Source organism: Erythrobacter sp. JB1-7 (assembly GCF_057365015.1).
Genome location: NZ_CP200291.1, coordinates 2,740,982 through 2,758,163, shown reverse-complemented (window position 1 = coordinate 2,758,163; position 17,182 = coordinate 2,740,982). Strand labels below are relative to the sequence as shown.

The window sequence follows — 17,182 nt, the reverse complement described above, 5'->3', positions numbered from 1 at the left end:
CCAGAATTCTGGGGGGAGCACATGGATTACACCGGTAAGACGGTCTGGATAACAGGCGCATCATCGGGAATTGGCGCAGCGCTCGCGCGGGATTTAGCGGGCCGCGGCGCGCATCTTGTGCTTTCAGGGCGCGATGAAAGCCGGCTTGCTGCGGTCGCAGCCGATTGCGGCGAAACGCTGATCCTGCCCTTTGACGTTCGCGATGATGCCGCGCTGGCGGATGCCGCCGAAAAAGCAATCGCTTGGAAAGGCGGTGTTGATCTTGCTTTTGCCAATGCCGGTGTGTCGCAGCGTTCGCGGGCGCTCAAGACCGACATGCAGGTTTACCGCGATATTATTGATATAGATCTGACCGCACAAATCGCTTTTTGCCAAGGGCTTATCGGCCATATGGTAGATCGCGGATCAGGTGGTATTGCGCTCATTTCCTCAATCGCGGGTAAAGTGGGTGTGCCCATGCGCACGGCCTACTCAGCGGTAAAATTTGGCCTCGCTGGATATGGCGATGCCCTTCGCGCGGAATTGTCGCAAACGGGTGTGAGTGTTCATGTCATCTACCCAGGATCAGTCGCCACCGATGTCGCGCGCAATGCGCTTGTCGGTGATGGCCACAAGAGGGGCCGATCTGACAGAGTGATTGATGAAGGAATACCCGCCGCAGATGCAGCCAAAACCATGCTCGACGAAATCGCTGCGGGCACCCGGGAAATTATCGTGGCGCGAGGGTCTGAAGAGGCGATGGGCGAATTGCGCCGCACCCCGGAGGAATTGATGGATCAGGTCGCAGGCATGGTCGCGGCGGGATATATGGAGAAAATGGAAGCCTGAAAAACAGGCAAGACTGGGCCGTAACATTATGTTTTCTCGCAATTTCAAGCCATCAGCTAAGCTCGCGCCCTATGTCCGGGATTATTACATCTTTCAGGCACCATTGCCTGACAATCACGTGATTGAGGATTTCCTGCTGGCAGAAACCGCCTTTGTCCGGTGCCTGATCACAGGTGATTGGCGCGGCGGGGACGCGCCCGATGAACTGTCGCGCGCGGGCTATGCCCTGTTTTCAGGTGCAAACAGCCGCCCATACAAGGTTCGACTTACCGGCAGCCTTGATAATATCGGTATTGCCTTTCGCCCCGGCGGATGGCGCGCATTGTTCACCCAATCCCATGCGGATTTTGCCGACGATATGCTTGCTCTGCGCGATATCTGGGGACCGCTAGCAGACACTTTACATGAAGAGGCCGCCCGCGCGCCCGACGATGAAACAAAGATCGCAATCGTCGAAGATATCCTCACACGGAGGCTGGACGAGATTGGCAGCTATCATGTCGATGAGGCGATGACCTTGTTTGAACGCATATCGCGTCAGGACAGCACGATCCGAATTGATGAGGCGGCGCAGCGAATCGGGCTTTCGGTTCGCCAGATGGAGCGGCGCTGCAAGTATCATTTCGGGCTTACGCCTAAGGCCGTTCTAAGGCGCAGCAGGTTCCTTGATATGGCAGCGGCTATTCGCGGGTTCAGCAGCCCCAACGATCAAGTGCTTGCCGAATTGCGATATTTCGACGATTCGCATCTTAACAAGGAATTCCGGATGTTTGCGCATATGACGCCGGGCCAGTTTAAAGAGGCCGAAACGCCTCTGCAAACCGCCGGGCTGCGCTTTCGCGAAAACAGCCGCTATGACGATTAGGGCCTGCTTGCGGGCCGCAAACACATAAGGAACGGCCGGCATGGAACAAAAGCGCGTTGAACTTGCCAATGGCATCCATTTGGACGTGATCGACGAAGGGCCGGTTGATGCCCAGCCTCTGATTTTCCTTCACGGATTTCCAGAAAGCCACCGGACATGGCGCCACCAGATTGCGCATTTCAAGGATCGCTTTCGCTGCATCGCGCCCGATCAGCGCGGCTATCGCGGGTCGTCCAAACCTCAAGAGGTTAGCGCATACACGCCTGACAAGCTGATCGGCGATGTCTTCCTGCTGGCCGATGCGCTGTCTTTATCCAAATTCACGATTGTCGGCCATGATTGGGGCGGCGCGATTGCCTGGGGCGTGGCTTTGGGCGGACAACATATGCGGGTTGAGCGGGCGATTATCGCCAATGCGCCCCACCCTGCAATCTTTCAAAAGCTGCTTTACACCCATCCCGGCCAGCGCGAGGCCAGCCAATATATTCGCGGATTTCGCGATCCCGCCAACGATGCCTTAGTGAAAGATCAGGGGCTCACAGGCCTGATGCTGAAAGAGGTCAAATGGGACCGCCCCAGCGCGATGGAAGCGGATGAGCGTGACGCCTTGCTGCGCGATTGGCAAAACCGCGATGCAGCCTTTGGCATGCTGAATTACTACCGCGCCAGCCCGCTGGTGGTGCCCGCAATGGAAGAGCCGTTTGAATTGCCTGCCGATTTCGTGCCGCTCGATCTGCCGAAATTGACCATCCCGACATTGGTGATCTGGGCTCTGGACGATCTCGCTTTGCCGCCTGAGAATATCGAAGGATTGGACGACATTGTCGACCCGTTGACGATAGAGCGCGTGCCGAATTGCGGACATTTTGTGCCATGGGAAGCCCCTGATAAAGTCAACGCAGCAATGGAAAAATTCCTGCCCATCTAGGCTGCGCGGGTTTTTGCTGGCATCTGGATACGATCCGCGCTATGTTGTTGATATACAAGGAGAAATAAAATGGTATATCATATCCCAGCCGATTGTTGTGATTGCGACTGCACCAAGTGTCAGCAGGGCGCTACGTGTCAGGATTGCGATTGCTGCTGAACGATTGACGAGTGGAGGATGGTGACGTGGAGGGAGGCCCTCCACTCACCCAATTAGGCTCCGCTCCATTCAATCCATGCGCCATGCGGATGGGCGTGCGCCAACAAGGTTGGCGTGCCCGAACCTTCCCTGCCGTCCCAAAACCGCACTTTCAATTCGTGCCGGAAAGTCGCCGGGTCTGTTTCCAGACTGACCCAGGCGAGCGGCATATCTGGCGCGGCGTTCTCGCCCGCTGCGGCAAATGCGTCTTCGATAGATTTCTGCGTTTCGCGCGGCATATATTGCCACATAATCGAATGAAACATCGCCTTGGTCGTGCCCGGCATCTGCGGCCGGGCAAGTTCCTGCGCGACAAAACCGGCTGCATCCATCCGTACCAAGTCAGGCGGTGCCTGTTTTGCCAGGCAAATCGCAGCATCAATCCTCTCCATGCGTTCCCCCGCATCGGGCCAGACATAGGCTTTGAGCCGCAAGGCGGCGTCAGGATCGGCCAGATTGATGGGGGCAACATCGCACCCGTTTACCGATAGGATTGCAAAATCGCTCGGCGGCAGTGGCGGTGTGCCGGTGCCGCGCCATTCGGGCCGGATTTGCATTGGTGATGAGACGGGGCCAGCCTGCGTGCCGCCCAGATCATAGAAATACCGTTCCATCATGGTGTTCACCCCGGCGCTTGCACCCAGCTCAAACAGATCAAAGCGCGCGCAGACCCGCTGCGCCAGCCACAGCAATCCCGCCATAATGCTGGCGGAACGTCCAGCCTCATTGGTTTGGGGCGGCCCATCAAGCCACGGTGTCAACTCCGCATCATGCTGGCGGGCGATATCAAGCACAAGCGCGTCAATCTCATCCTGATCGGTGATCTGGCCCTCGTAAACGGGCTTCAGCCGGGTATCTCGACCGCTCAAGACAAGATGGTGCAAACCGCCTGCCACGCGCAGCGGCAGCGCATCTTTCAAGGTCAGCCCTTCCCAACCAGTCATGGCGCGGCCCAATGCGGTGTCGCTATTGCGGATCACCCTAAGCGCTTTAATCACTCTCGCCGTACACGGTGCCCCATTTTTGGCCGCATGATCTGCCTGCCACTGGATCGCGGCATCAAATTCTTGCGTAGCCATAATATCATGCGCTTCCATGCGGCTTAAAACTCCCGTTATACGACCGCCGTTTTGGTTGCCCTTTTTAAGGCCGCACCCTAAGTGCCAGCGCTATGACAACGCCGCCTCCCCTCTCGGCCCAAAGCCAATTGACCTTTGCCATCCCCAAAGGGCGCATTCTTGATGAAGCGCTGCCTGTTATGAAGGGTTGCGGCATCGTGCCCGAAGATGGCTTTTTCGACAAGGCCAACCGCAGCCTCTCCTTTGACACAAACCGCGCAGATATGCGCCTCATCCGCGTGCGCGCTTTCGATGTGGCGACCTTTGTCGCGCATGGCGCTGCGCAGCTGGGGATTGTGGGATCTGACGTGATCGAAGAATTTGATTACGATGATCTGTATGCGCCGGTTGATCTTGATATCGGGCATTGCCGCCTCTCTGTCGCGCGGCGCGCCGATGATACGGTCCCTATCGAAAGCGCAAGCCATCTGCGCGTTGCGACCAAATATCCCAATCTAACGCGGCGGCATTTTGAAAGTCAGGGCGTGCAGGCTGAATGTGTTAAGCTGAATGGCGCGATGGAACTGGCCCCTTCGCTCGGTTTGGCTGGGCAAATTGTCGATCTTGTTTCAACTGGCGCCACTTTAAAGCAGAACGGACTTGTCGAGGTTAGCCGCATTCTCGATATTTCCGCGCGCTTGATCGTCAACCGAGCCGCACTGAAAACCGATCCGCGTATTGCCGAACTCGTCACCCGTTTCCGCGACAATGCGCGGCGCAGCGATGAAAAGGCTGCGTGATGCAGCAGCTCTCCACCCTTGATCCCGATTTCGAGGCAAAGTTTGTGCGGCTAGTCAACGCTCGGCGCGATAGCGATGGCGATGTCGCGGGCCAGGTTCAGGGCATACTGAGCGCGGTCAAAAGCCGAGGCGAAGAAGCGGTGAAAGAGTATACCCAGCGCTTTGATGGCTATGCTTTGTCGCGCGATGAAGACTGGGTCATCACGCCAGACAGGTGCAAGCAAGCATACACCGAAATCGAACCGGAACTGCGCCAAGCGCTCGATCTCGCTGCAAGCCGCATCCGCGCCTATCATCTGGCGCAATTGCCCGAAAATAGAGACTACACCGATGATGCAGGCGTCAGGCTGGGTGCACGGTGGCTGCCAGTCGATGCCGCTGGCCTGTATGTGCCCGGCGGACGCGCGGCTTACCCCTCTTCTTTGCTGATGAACGCCATTCCCGCCCGCGTTGCGGGGGTTGAACGATTGGTCGTAGTCACGCCCACACCAAAGGGGCAATCGAACCCTCTGGTGCTCGCCGCAGCCCATTTGGCAGGCGTTGATGAGATTTGGCGTATTGGCGGGGCGCAGGCCGTGGCGGCTCTCGCCTATGGGACTGACCGGATCCGGCCCGTTGATGTCATCACCGGCCCCGGCAATGCCTATGTCGCCGAAGCTAAGCGCCAGCTTTATGGCCGGGTGGGGATCGATATGGTCGCTGGCCCGTCTGAAATTCTGGTCATCGCAGATGGCAACAATGATCCTGACTGGATCGCGGCAGATTTGCTAAGTCAGGCAGAACACGATCCCACTTCGCAATCGATCCTCATCACCGACAATGCGGGCTTTGCAGCCCATGTCGAAGACTGCATTGACGTGCAATTGGCGCAGCTTTCAACAGCCAAAACCGCCAAGGAAAGCTGGGAAGCGCATGGCGCTGTCATCATTGTGAATGACCTTATGGAAGAAGCCCCCGCGCTCGCCAACGCGCTTGCCGCGGAACATGTCGAATTGGCTATTGATGAAGCCGAAGCGATGATGGGCCTGATCCGCCATGCAGGCAGTGTGTTCCTGGGACGGATGACACCAGAAGCCGTGGGCGATTACGTCGCCGGGCCCAATCACGTGCTGCCAACCGGGCGGCGCGCGCGGTTTTCCAGTGGCCTATCGGTGCTTGATTTTATGAAACGCACCAGCTTCATCGAGCTTGATGATAGTGCCTTTGCCAAAATCGGCCCTGCCGCTGCTACCCTTGCCCATGCAGAAGGCCTGCCCGCTCATGCCAAAACAATAGAATTGCGCCGCAAATGAACACTTCTTCCCGCTCACAATCGCGCTCTGCAGCCCGATTGGCTGCCGTACAGGCGCTTTATCAGCAGCAGATGGAAGGCACAGCCCTGCCCAAACTGCTCGATGAATTTCACCAGCACCGACTGGGCCGTGAAGTGGATGATGCCGAATATGAAGGCGAAGTGTTCGCCGATGCAGAGATTGCCTTTTTCGATGATCTGGTGCGCGGTGTGGATGCGCGGCGCGATGAAATTGACGCAGCCTTGCTTGCCAAGCTGGCTGATGGCTGGACGTTGAAACGGCTCGACAAGACGATGCTGCAGGTTCTGCGTGCGGGCGCTTATGAATTGATAGCGCGCGCTGACGTGCCAAAAGCGAGCGCCATCAGCGAATATGTGGATGTCGCCAAAGCGTTCTTCGATGATCGTGAGGCGAAATTTGTCAACGGCGTTCTCGACGCTGTGGCAAAGGATGCGCGTGCTTAAGGATCGGCTGCATCAACAAACGACAACGGTATATCGACGCGCTGCGCCCACGCATTTTCGTCATGCTCGGCGCCGAAAAATACCCGGCTTTCATAAGCGGGAAGCTGCCAACCCTGTTCTGCCATCATCGCATCGAATGCCCCGAAATAGGGGGCATAATACGCATCAAGCGTCGCTGTCCCATGGTCAAGGTAGATGCGGTTTCGCGCCGGATCGAGTGCGGTCCTACTGAAGTATTGGCCAAAGGCTGCCGCAACCTGTGCGGCGCGCTCTTCCGGGTCACCGCCTTCCGGATTGGTCAGTGGAAGATGGGTTGAAACCCCGGCGGCCTGGCCAAAAATATCGGGATATTCGGCAATAATATATAAGCTGATTAACCCGCCCATCGAGGAACCCATTACAGCGGTATCCTGCGGCGTGGGCAACGTCCGAAACTGGCGATCAATTTCGCCCTTCAAATCAACCGCGACCACTTTCGCATATGCATCACCGCGCAGCGGCGGTCCCGCCTTCATACCTCCTAAGTCAATCCCGGTCACGCCTCGCTGATAGCTTTCAGGCAGCAAACCAAACAGCTTTTGGGGGAAAAGCGTTTGATATCGGTCTTTGGGGCTGCTTAGTCCGACCACAATCCATTCACGCAGATCTGCGCGCCCAGCCATTCGCGTAATTGTCTCGTCTATGCCCCATTCCTTGTCGAAATTGGACAGTCGGCGATCAAACAAATTTTCAGCGTCGTGCATGTAGAGCACCGGGAACCGCTTGTTCGGCTCGCTTTGATAGCTTGGCGGAAGCCAGATCCAGACATGATCGACACCTACGTCTTTTGCCGGTGAAAAATCTGGCCACGATACAATCTCGCCAGCCGAAACAATTGGCACATCAGGCTTAAGGGACGGCTGGGTCTGTGCTCCAGCGCAAGATGCGAGCACAAATGCGAAAGATGATAAAACGAAACGGAAAAACGTTGGCATTTTCACCTCATATGAATTGGCATGAGCATGCCGTTTTGGCCAAGCAAAGGGAAGAAAATACTCACCCGCTAGCGCCTCTGAATTTGCTCGAAAGGCAAATGCAGTCTAGCGAGCACCGGAAGAAGCAGAAAGTTTGTTCGAAATGAACGAGTTGGAGTTCTGGCATGCGTTAAGCGCGCTGCCCCTGCACACAGGCGCTCGCGGATTGAAAGATGATTGCGCGGTTTTAGAAGTCGGCAGCGAAACGTTAATCCTCACTCATGATGCCATGGCTGAGGGTACGCATTTTCGCGCCGATGCCGATCCTTTCGATGTTGCCTGGAAACTTGTCGCCAGCAACCTGTCAGACCTCGCTGCTAAGGGCGCGGAGCCTGTTGGGGTGTTGCTTGGCTATTCGCTGGGGGACGGCGATGCGCGTTTTGCCCAAGGGCTTCGTGCGGTCTTGGAAGAATATGATACCCCATTGCTCGGCGGAGACACCATTTCAGCCAAGGGGCCAAAGACCCATGGCCTCACTGCCATCGGGCTGGCAACGCACACGCCTGTCCCGGCGCGCGGCGGCGCAAATGCCGGTGATGGGGTCTATGTAACTGGCCCAGTGGGCGGCGCACTGCTCGGATTTGAAGGTGTCCCCGAATATCTGGAGGCGTTTAACCGGCCCCGCCCGTTATTGGCGCAAGGTAAAGCGCTTGCGCCTATGGTCTCCGCGATGATGGATGTGTCGGACGGCTTACTGCTGGATTGCTGGCGATTGGCAACGGCGAGCAACCAAGTTGCGATTGAATTGGAAAGCGCTTCGATCCCGGTCGCTGATAGCACGCGGTTTGATGAATGCATCCGGTGGGGAGATGATTATCAGCTCCTTTTCACAGCTGCCCCCGATGCCACTACACCGGCCGCAGCCTATCGCATCGGAACTGTGACGAAAGCCGATTTTGCGCCGCTTTGGCTCGATGATAAAATTCTTGCGCTCGGCGATAATCTCGGCTTCCAGCACAACTAATTCTGCAAGCGCTCCTGCACAAAACGCAAGTTTCCCACGCCCCATGCGCTTTCGTGCTTGTGTCCGAGAATTCTCTCGATAGGTTGCACCGTCTTGGCGCAAGGGATCTGCACTGAGAGATAATGACGGCGGACCCCATTTCTTGCGTTTATCTTCCACGCTTTGGAGAGGGGATTCTTCGTGGACTTAATTCTCATATCAATTGGGCTTGGTGTGCTCGCCATCGTGTATGGCTTTATCACTAGCCGCCAAGTGCTGGGAGCCAGCGCTGGCAATGAAAAAATGCAGGAAATTGCAGGCGCCATTCAAGAAGGTGCACAGGCTTATCTCAACCGCCAATACACCGCGATCGGCATTGTCGGCGTGGTCGTCGCTGTTCTGGTCGGAGTGTTCCTTGGCGCGGTTCCAGCGGTTGGATTTTTGATCGGGGCAATCTTGTCGGGCGTTGCTGGCTATATCGGGATGAACATCTCGGTTCGCTCCAATGTTCGCACCGCTGCTGCGGCTGATACGGGACTGCAGGAAGGGCTTACAATCGCCTTTCGCGCCGGCGCGATCACGGGAATGCTCGTGGCTGGCCTTGCTTTGCTGGCCATCGCGGTGTTCTTTTACGTTCTGGTCGGACCGATGGCGCTTGACCCCAATAGTCGCACGGTCATTGATGGCCTTGTCGGGCTTGCCTTTGGCGCGTCGTTGATTTCGATCTTTGCGCGGCTTGGCGGAGGTATCTTTACCAAAGCGGCGGATGTGGGCGCTGACCTTGTCGGCAAAGTCGAAGCGGGCATTCCTGAGGATGATCCGCGCAACCCTGCTACAATCGCCGATAATGTGGGCGACAATGTCGGCGATTGCGCTGGCATGGCGGCTGACTTGTTCGAAACCTATGTGGTGACGGTTGGTGCAACTATGGTGCTCACCGCTTTGTTGTTTGGAGAGGCATTGGGCGACCTGCTGCTTCCTTTGATGACATTGCCGCTGCTGATCGGCGGGGCGTGCATCGTCACTTCGATCATTGGCACCTATTTCGTGCGCCTTGGCGGCGGCACCAATGTGATGGGCGCGATGTACAAGGGTTTCCTTGTCACGGCGGTTCTATCCGTGCCGCTGATCTACCTTGTTACCAGCTATGCTTTGGCGGGCGGCACTGATGGCATGAGCGCCGAGATCGCAAGCGGTATCACCGGCGAAGGCCTCGGCTTTAGCGGGATGGACCTGTTCTATTGCTCGCTGATTGGTCTGGTTCTCACAGGTGTCATCATCTGGATCACCGAATACTACACCGGCACCAATTTCCGCCCGGTGCGTTCCATCGCCAAGGCATCGGAAACGGGCCACGGCACCAATGTGATCCAGGGTCTGGCGATCAGCCTTGAATCGACCGCATTGCCAACCATCGTCATCATTGCAGCGATCATCGGTGCCTATCAGCTCGCAGGGCTTATCGGCCTCGCATATGGAGCGACCGCAATGCTGGCCCTGGCTGGTATGGTCGTTGCGCTTGATGCTTATGGCCCTGTTACCGACAATGCTGGCGGCATTGCTGAAATGGCGGGTCTGGACGAAAGCGTTCGTGAGAAGACCGATCTGCTCGATGCGGTCGGCAACACCACCAAGGCTGTGACCAAAGGCTATGCCATTGGCTCGGCGGGGCTGGCAGCGCTTGTGCTGTTTGCTGCTTACACCGCTGACCTTCGGGAGTTCTTCCCCGATGCCAATGTCGATTTCAGCCTTGAAAACCCTTACGTGATCGTGGGTCTTCTGCTCGGCGCGCTTTTGCCCTACCTCTTCGGAGCCATGGGCATGACAGCGGTGGGCCGGGCTGCAGGCGATGTGGTCAAGGATGTGCGGGAGCAGTTCCGCGAGAAGCCGGGCATCATGGATTACTCGCAAAAGCCGGACTATGCCCGCACCGTTGATCTCGTCACCAAGGCGGCGATCAAGGAGATGATCGTGCCATCGCTCCTGCCAGTGCTTGCTCCCATTGTGACCTACTTTGTCATCCTTGGACTGGCAGGTCAGGACAATGCGTTTGCGGCTCTCGGCGCGCTTCTTCTCGGCGTGATCGTGGGCGGGCTGTTCGTCGCGCTTTCCATGACCGCTGGCGGCGGTGCATGGGACAATGCCAAGAAGTACATCGAGGATGGCAATCACGGCGGCAAGGGGTCTGAGGCTCACAAGGCTGCTGTCACGGGCGACACTGTGGGCGATCCTTACAAGGACACCGCAGGCCCGGCGGTGAACCCGATGATCAAGATCACCAACATCGTCGCGCTGCTGCTGCTCGCTGCCCTCGCGCACTAGAGCGGATAGCAAAACCCAAAGGCAAGGCCCCGCAGCACTCCGGTGCGGCGGGGTCTTGTGCATAGGGAGAGTGCATGGGGAGAGTGCGTATCAGCACATCCTATTTCGAACCCACCTGCGCTTGACCTCGCCCCGCACCCACCGCATGGGCATCCGCTATGACCGACAGCCCACCCCCTCAGCAACTCGTCCAAGACCTCATCCGCTTGCTCACCACCCAAAAGCGCGCCGCTGATGTCTATGAAGGCGCTCAGCAAACCGATGGCTTTGGCCGCGTCTTTGGCGGGCAAGTGCTTGCCCAGGCCCTGCAAGCTGCGCAGGCCAGCGTGCCCGACACCAAGACCGCGCATTCGCTTCACGCTTACTTCCTGCGCGGTGGGCGCGAAGGGGTGCCGATTGAGTACCGGATCGAGCGCGACTTTGACGGGCGCAGCTTTGCCAATCGCCGCGTTGTCGCAGCGCAGGAGGACGACCAGGGCCGCGCCGTCCCCATTCTCAACCTCACCGCCTCGTTCCAGACGCCAGAGGCCGGGTTGAGCCATGAGGACAGCCCTATGCCCGATGTCGCTCCGCCCGATACGCTCAAGACCGATATGGAGATGCGCCGGGCCATGATCGAAACGATGGACCAGCTGACAGAGGGGCAGCGCGCTCTGATGCTGCGGCCCCGCCCGATCGAGATGCGCACGGTTGACCGGCTTCACTGGATGAACTCCGAACCCAAACCGCCCCGCGCGCACAGCTGGTTCAAAACCGCCGCCCCCATCACGGGAGAGGCTGACACCCCAGCCCTGCACCGCGCCATCATCACCTATGCCAGCGATTACACTCTGCTTGGCACCAGCGCTTTGCCTCATGGCCTCAGCTGGATGCGCGGCGAACTGGTGGGCGCCAGCCTTGACCATGCGATCTGGTTCCACCGTGATGCGCGCGCCGATGACTGGCTGCTCTATGTCACCGATGCCCCTTGGTCTGGCGCGGGCCGCGGGTTCAACCGGGGGCGCATCTTCAACCAGGCAGGCGATCTGGTGGCCAGCGTTGCCCAAGAGGGGATGATGAGGAAGCGAAAGAGCAAGGCTTGAAGCGCAGCCGCCTCAGCTCACCGCACCTGCACTCAACTCGTCGCTCGTCATGCACACATGGACCGCATGTTACACGGTCTTAGCGCAAAAATCAGATTGATCACACAGGCCCGTATTGATCGCCTCACTCGATCAAAAGCGCCCGCATCGCCCTAACAATATCAAAGAACAGCGCGCGCAATACACCAGCATTCGCAAGTAGGAAAACGCAGCGCGCGTCCCCCAACTTCCCCTCGCGCCGCTCTATTTCGGCCCTGCCTCCACCGTGCCTCCAGCGGCCCAGCGCTCTCCCCACTTACGCCTGTAAGGTTCGCGTTAACCTTGCTTTTTTGCTTCTCAATTCAGCTTTCGCCCTTATCTTCGAACCCATGGAGATCGTTGCAATCGTCCTGGGCCTGGCGCTGATTATGCTTGGAATTGAGCTGTTTGCCCCCGGCAGAGCTTGGCCCAAAACCGCCGGATGGTGGGCGCGCGCTCTCGCGCTCAATGCGGTGCAGGTCGCGATGGTGTTCATCGCCGGGCTGACATGGGACAAATGGCTTGCCAACTGGTCGATCTGGAATGCCGAAGCCGCTTTTGGCCAGACAGGCGGTGCGATTTTCGGATACCTCGCCATCACCTTCATCTATTACTGGTGGCACCGTGCGCGCCATCAGGTGCCGTTTTTGTGGCGCATGTTCCACCAGATCCACCACAGCCCGCAGCGTCTGGAAATCGTCACCAGTTTCTACAAACATCCAGCCGAAATCTTCGCCAATGCAGGATTATCGAGCTTTATCCTCTACGTGCTGTGCGGGCTTGGACCAGAGGCAGCGGTCTATGCCATCCTGCTGACCGGGATTGCCGAACTGTTCTATCACTGGAATGTCAAAACGCCCTATTGGCTGGGCTTTATCATCCAGCGGCCCGAAAGCCACTGCGTCCATCACAAGCAAGGCCATCACCGGCAGAATTTCTCAGATCTGCCGATCTGGGACATGCTGTTTGGCACATTCCACAATCCGCGCGAATTTAACGAGGCTTGCGGTTTTGCTGATAATCGCGAGCTGAAACTGGGCACAATGCTGATCGGCGGCGATGTCCATGCAAAACGGGAGCGCCCCGGTTCATGAGCGCGCTGAAATCAGCGATAGCGCCCGCCGTCCTGATCGCGATTGGCTGCGTTCAGATGGTCGGCGATGCGCTGGAATTGCCGGTCGTTAAGGCCGTGGGCGCGGCCTCTGTCGCCTCGCCTGCACCCAAGGTTTTTACAGCACATCAGGGGTTTGAAACCTATTCCTCGCAATTCATCCTAAGCTGGCGAGACAAAACAGGCGCGGGGCGCAAACTGGTTTTGACCCCGCAAAACTATGCCGGCGTGCGCGGGCCCTATAATCGCCGCAACGCTTACGGTGCGGCCTTGTCCTATGCGCCCGTTCTAAACTCAAATGAGCTGAGCCGCCCGATGCTGGAGGCCGCGATCAAGCACACCTTTTGCGGCAATTCGACCGCGCTTGAGGAAATTGGGCTGGACCGCAAGGGTGTCGATGGCCCGATCCAGTTTCGCCTGATCCCGCGCCAGACATTGCCCGCGAACCATCCGTGGAAACTCGATTACGAGGTGACCTGTGATGCCAAGTAAGTGGGGCGCTAACACCTGGACAGGCGGCCAATACAGCGTCTTTCGCGTGCTGTTCGGTGCCTATCTGTTTGTCCATTTCGCTTATCTGGCCCTGTGGGCGCCTGACATCTTCTCCAATGCTGGGATGCTACCCGATGCACAGCTCAGCCCGCTCATCATCGCTTTTCCCAATGTTCTGGGACTGATTGACAGCCCGGCTTTCGTCACCGGGCTTGCCATCGCGGCGGCGGCGGCATCGGTGCTGTTTGCGGCAGGCAAATGGGACAAATGGGCCGCGATCTTTATGTGGATTGTGCTGGCGAGTTTTCTGGGCCGAAATCCGCTCATATCAAACCCCGCCATGCCCTATGCCGGGTGGATGCTGATTGCCCATGCGTTCATCCCGTCAAAGCCGTTTTGGTCATGGCCTGCGCGCGGGCGCGCTGATCCGGGCGGCGGGTGGCATATGCCTGCTGGCGTGTTCTTTGCCGCGTGGGTCGTGCTTGCGCTGACTTACAGCTATTCCGGCTATACCAAACTGCTCAGCCCCAGTTGGGTATCGGGCGATAATGTCCAATATGTGCTCGACAATCCGCTCGCGCGGGATTGGTTCGTGCGCGACATCGCTTTGGCAGTGCCCGATGCGGCGCTGAAAGGGCTCACATGGTTCATCCTTGGCATAGAGCTGCTCTTTGCCCCGCTTGCGCTGATCAAACGCCTGCGCCCATGGCTGTGGAGCGGGATGCTGGTGGTGCAGTTTGGGTTCTTACTGCTGCTGAATTTCCCCGATCTGACGATAGCGATGCTGCTGTTTCACATGTTCACGTTCAACCCGGCATGGCTGCGGGCTAAATCGCTCAAAGACACCGTGCTGCATTTCGATGGGACGTGCGCCTTGTGCCATGGCACGGTGCGGTTCCTGCTAGCAGAGGAGGCGCGCGGTGAATTGCGCTTTGCCGCCTTGCAGGATGGCGCGCTGGAGGCAGCGATTGGCGCAGACAAGGTCGCGGCATTGGGCGATACGATTGCGGTGCAAACGCCGGATGGGCGCGTTCTGACAGAGGCCGCTGCGGTCGCATATCTGCTCCACCATTTGGGCGGGCTGTGGCGATTGGTGGCTTGGGGCCTGCGCGCCTTGCCAACACGCTTCGCCAACGCCGCCTATCATTTCGTCGGAGATCGCCGCTACCGTCTGTTCGGCACCAAAGCGAATTCCTGCCCGCTCATGCCAGCCGAAATGCGCGCTCGGTTTCTATAAGCGCGCCGCCCCTTCCCCCGATGCCTGCTGTGCGCTAGCCTCTTGCGTGGGAGACACCATCAATGCAGATCACACGTCAGCCGCCTGTCAAAACCAGCCTTGAACCCTCAAACCACCCCTATCTGTCGGGCGCATGGACCCCGCTTCATGAAGAGGTGGACGTGGATGAGCTGGAAGTGATCGAGGGCGAAATTCCGGCTGACATGGACGGGATTTACCTGCGCAACACCGAAAACCCCGTGCACCAGCCGCTTGGCCGTCACCATCCCTTTGATGGCGATGCGATGGTGCATCAGATCAACATTTCGAGCGGGCGCGCGAGCTATCGCAACCGCTTCGTGCGCACCGCCTGTTTCGAAGCCGAACAGATCGCAGGCGGCGCGCTATGGGGCGGATTGATGGACCCGCCAAAACTGTCGAAACGCCCCGGTTTTGGCGCGCATGGCAGTCTCAAAGACACCGCCTCAACCGATATCATTGTGCATGCAGGCGTGGCGCTCGCGACACTCTATCAATGCGGGGAAGCCTGGCAGATGGACCCGGTGACTTTAGAAAACCTTGGCAAGGCATCATGGGGCCCGCTGGACGGCGTCTCAGCCCATCCCAAAGTGGATGAGGAGACGGGCGAGCTCATGTTCTTCAACTATTCCAAACACGCGCCTTTCATGCATTACGGCGTCGTGGACCGCGCGGGCAAAATCGCGCATTACGTGCCCGTGCCGCTTCCCGGCCCTCGTCTGCCGCACGATATGGCGATCACCAAGAACTGGTCGATCCTCAACGATATGCCGCTGTTCTGGGATGAGGAGCTGCTCAAACGCGATATCCACGCCGCGCGCATTCACAAAGGCGTGCCCACAAGGTTCGCCCTGATCCCGCGTTATGGCAGTGCGGACGACATCCGCTGGTTCGAGGCCGCGCCCACTTATGTCCTCCACTGGACCAACGCTTACGAAGACGGTGATGCGGTCGTGCTGGAAGGGTATTTTCAGGACAAACCCATGCCCGATCCAATCGCGGAAGCTGGCGAATATGGGCATATGATGGCCTATGTCGATGAGCATTCCTTCCAGCCCAAACTCCACCGCTGGCGCTTTAACCTTGCAACCGGCGACACGCGCGAGGAACGCCTGTCGGACCGCATCGTCGAATTTGGCATGATCAACCCTGCGTATCTGATGCGCAAGAGCCGCTATGTCTGGTCCACCACGGCCAAGCCCGGCTGGTTCCTGTTCAACGGCTATGTCCGCCACGACACCGAAACAGGCGAGGAGCAAGTGTTTGAACTGCCCGATGGCGTCTATGCCAGCGAAAGCCCCATGGTGCCGAGGAAGGGTGGAGCATCAGAAGATGACGGCTATCTCATCACGTTCCTGATTGATGAGAACAAGGGCACGTCCGAATGCGCCATCATCGATGCAAGCGACATCACCAAAGGCCCCATCTGCCGCCTCGCTTTGCCGCACAAGATTTCAAGCGGTGTGCATTCAACCTGGGTCGAGCATGCGCAATTGCGCAGCGACGCCGCATTCAAACAAAACCTCGGCGCCTGCGCCGCAGCTTAGCCCGCTTCGCCTGCAATCCGCCGAAATTTCCCAAAGTTTTCGCAACTCTTGCGCGGTCCGCGCATTGAACCCATATGAACCACGAGATTTTCAAACAGAGGGCACCCACATGGCTTATCAAGTAATCGACCTTCCCTATTCTGACACCGCTTTGGCCCCGGCCATTTCGGCCGAAACGCTGTCATTCCACCATGGCAAGCACCACCAGGCCTATATTGACAAGATGAACGCGGCCATCGAAGGCACCGATCACGCTGATGCCGCGATGGAAGACATTGTCGCTGCTGCTCGCGGCAGCAATCAGGGCCTGTTCAACAACGCCGCGCAAAGCTGGAACCACGCCTTTTACTGGAATTCCATGGCCGCCGAAGAAACCGCGCCGTCAGATGATCTGAAAGCGAAAATCGACGAAGCTTTCGGCTCAGTTGACGAGCTGAAAAAGCAGCTCAAAGATCGCGGCGCTGGCCACTTTGCCAGCGGCTGGGTGTGGCTCGCTGAAAAAGACGGCAAGCTGTCCATCGAGGAAACCCACGATGGCGACACTCTGGCTGATAGCGACTTCAACCCGCTTTTGACCGTGGATGTGTGGGAGCACGCCTATTACCTCGATCACCAGAACAAGCGCCCCGCTTATCTGGACGCCGTGGTCGACAACAAATTGAACTGGGCCTTCGCCAGCGAAAACCTCGCCCGCGGCAGCGCTTGGACCTATCCGAAGTAAGCGACCAAAATCGCAATGCAAAAAGGCCGGTTCGCTTAGCTAGCGAGCCGGCCTTTTTGTTGGCGGAGAGCTTTGTTTCGGGAAATAGGGGAGAGCGGACAGTCTGGTTTCAGGCTTCGGCAAGAAGGAAGCCGGTGCAGGTGCCTTTGCGCCCACGATCTCGACGCAGCTTGTCGCCGCAGCTTTGACACAATAGAGATGCGGTGTATTACTTCACTAAGGCGGCTGTTATGATCAGATGTATC

16 protein-coding genes are annotated in these 17,182 nt (G+C 58.0%); 14 read left to right on the top strand and 2 right to left on the bottom strand.

Features of this window, described 5'->3' with window-relative positions; genetic code table 11:
• Nucleotides 1-21 precede the first annotated feature (21 nt).
• Genes AC0V6W_RS13380 through AC0V6W_RS13370 form a run of 3 tightly spaced genes read left to right on the top strand, consistent with a single transcriptional unit; the run spans nucleotide 22 to nucleotide 2,621 of the window.
• The gene (locus tag AC0V6W_RS13380; protein WP_486150767.1) at nucleotides 22-828 is read left to right on the top strand and encodes an SDR family NAD(P)-dependent oxidoreductase; all 807 of its coding nucleotides are present in this window, start codon (nucleotides 22-24) and stop codon (nucleotides 826-828) included.
• Between the two features lie 28 nt (nucleotides 829-856).
• On the top strand, nucleotides 857-1,693 hold the full coding sequence (locus AC0V6W_RS13375; RefSeq protein WP_486150765.1) for a helix-turn-helix domain-containing protein: 837 nt from the start codon (nucleotides 857-859) through the stop codon (nucleotides 1,691-1,693).
• A gap of 40 nt (nucleotides 1,694-1,733) precedes the next feature.
• A complete protein-coding gene (locus AC0V6W_RS13370) occupies nucleotides 1,734-2,621 on the top strand; it encodes an alpha/beta fold hydrolase (RefSeq protein ID WP_486150763.1) in 888 nt (295 codons plus the stop codon).
• 212 nt (nucleotides 2,622-2,833) lie between these two features.
• Here the strand turns inward: AC0V6W_RS13370 and AC0V6W_RS13365 are convergent, their stop codons facing one another.
• Nucleotides 2,834-3,898: a DUF2332 domain-containing protein gene (locus AC0V6W_RS13365; RefSeq protein ID WP_486150761.1), complete on the bottom strand. Its 1,065-nt coding sequence runs from the start codon at nucleotides 3,896-3,898 to the stop codon at nucleotides 2,834-2,836.
• Between the two features lie 92 nt (nucleotides 3,899-3,990).
• Between AC0V6W_RS13365 and hisG the strand changes: the two genes are divergently transcribed.
• Genes hisG through nusB form a run of 3 tightly spaced genes read left to right on the top strand, consistent with a single transcriptional unit; the run spans nucleotide 3,991 to nucleotide 6,433 of the window.
• Nucleotides 3,991-4,677: an ATP phosphoribosyltransferase gene (hisG, locus tag AC0V6W_RS13360; RefSeq protein WP_486150759.1), complete on the top strand. Its 687-nt coding sequence runs from the start codon at nucleotides 3,991-3,993 to the stop codon at nucleotides 4,675-4,677.
• Nucleotides 4,677-5,969, top strand: a complete 1,293-nt coding sequence (gene hisD, locus AC0V6W_RS13355; RefSeq protein ID WP_486150757.1) for a histidinol dehydrogenase — start codon at nucleotides 4,677-4,679, stop codon at nucleotides 5,967-5,969. The genes hisG and hisD overlap by 1 nt, the downstream gene beginning before the upstream one ends.
• A complete protein-coding gene (gene nusB, locus AC0V6W_RS13350; RefSeq protein ID WP_486150755.1) occupies nucleotides 5,966-6,433 on the top strand; it encodes a transcription antitermination factor NusB in 468 nt (155 codons plus the stop codon). The genes hisD and nusB overlap by 4 nt, the downstream gene beginning before the upstream one ends.
• On the opposite strand, the gene AC0V6W_RS13345 is transcribed toward nusB, so the two are convergent.
• Nucleotides 6,430-7,314: an alpha/beta hydrolase gene (locus tag AC0V6W_RS13345; RefSeq protein WP_486150753.1), complete on the bottom strand. Its 885-nt coding sequence runs from the start codon at nucleotides 7,312-7,314 to the stop codon at nucleotides 6,430-6,432. The genes nusB and AC0V6W_RS13345 overlap by 4 nt on opposite strands.
• 235 nt (nucleotides 7,315-7,549) lie before the next feature.
• Here AC0V6W_RS13345 and thiL point away from each other — a divergent pair, with 235 nt between their 5' ends.
• From thiL to AC0V6W_RS13305, 8 genes are all read left to right on the top strand, one after another.
• Nucleotides 7,550-8,410 (top strand): thiamine-phosphate kinase, encoded by an 861-nt coding sequence (gene thiL / locus AC0V6W_RS13340; RefSeq protein ID WP_486150751.1) that lies wholly within the window; start codon nucleotides 7,550-7,552, stop codon nucleotides 8,408-8,410.
• Between the two features lie 180 nt (nucleotides 8,411-8,590).
• Nucleotides 8,591-10,711, top strand: coding sequence for a sodium-translocating pyrophosphatase (locus tag AC0V6W_RS13335; RefSeq protein WP_486150749.1), 2,121 nt, complete (start codon nucleotides 8,591-8,593; stop codon nucleotides 10,709-10,711).
• A gap of 158 nt (nucleotides 10,712-10,869) precedes the next feature.
• A complete protein-coding gene (locus AC0V6W_RS13330; RefSeq protein ID WP_486150747.1) occupies nucleotides 10,870-11,793 on the top strand; it encodes an acyl-CoA thioesterase in 924 nt (307 codons plus the stop codon).
• Between the two features lie 368 nt (nucleotides 11,794-12,161).
• Entirely contained in the window at nucleotides 12,162-12,905 is a 744-nt protein-coding gene (locus AC0V6W_RS13325) for a sterol desaturase family protein (RefSeq protein ID WP_486150745.1), read from the top strand.
• On the top strand, nucleotides 12,902-13,414 hold the full coding sequence (locus tag AC0V6W_RS13320) for a hypothetical protein (RefSeq protein WP_486150743.1): 513 nt from the start codon (nucleotides 12,902-12,904) through the stop codon (nucleotides 13,412-13,414). Before AC0V6W_RS13325 ends, AC0V6W_RS13320 begins: the two co-directional genes overlap by 4 nt.
• Nucleotides 13,404-14,651, top strand: a complete 1,248-nt coding sequence (locus AC0V6W_RS13315; RefSeq protein WP_486150741.1) for a DCC1-like thiol-disulfide oxidoreductase family protein — start codon at nucleotides 13,404-13,406, stop codon at nucleotides 14,649-14,651. Before AC0V6W_RS13320 ends, AC0V6W_RS13315 begins: the two co-directional genes overlap by 11 nt.
• A 62-nt stretch (nucleotides 14,652-14,713) precedes the next feature.
• Nucleotides 14,714-16,216 carry a carotenoid oxygenase family protein gene (locus AC0V6W_RS13310; RefSeq protein ID WP_486150739.1) on the top strand — a complete coding sequence of 501 codons (1,503 nt, stop codon included), beginning with the start codon at nucleotides 14,714-14,716 and terminating at the stop codon, nucleotides 16,214-16,216.
• A 109-nt stretch (nucleotides 16,217-16,325) separates the two neighbouring features.
• Nucleotides 16,326-16,937, top strand: coding sequence for a superoxide dismutase (locus tag AC0V6W_RS13305; RefSeq protein ID WP_486150737.1), 612 nt, complete (start codon nucleotides 16,326-16,328; stop codon nucleotides 16,935-16,937).
• Nucleotides 16,938-17,182 lie beyond the last annotated feature (245 nt).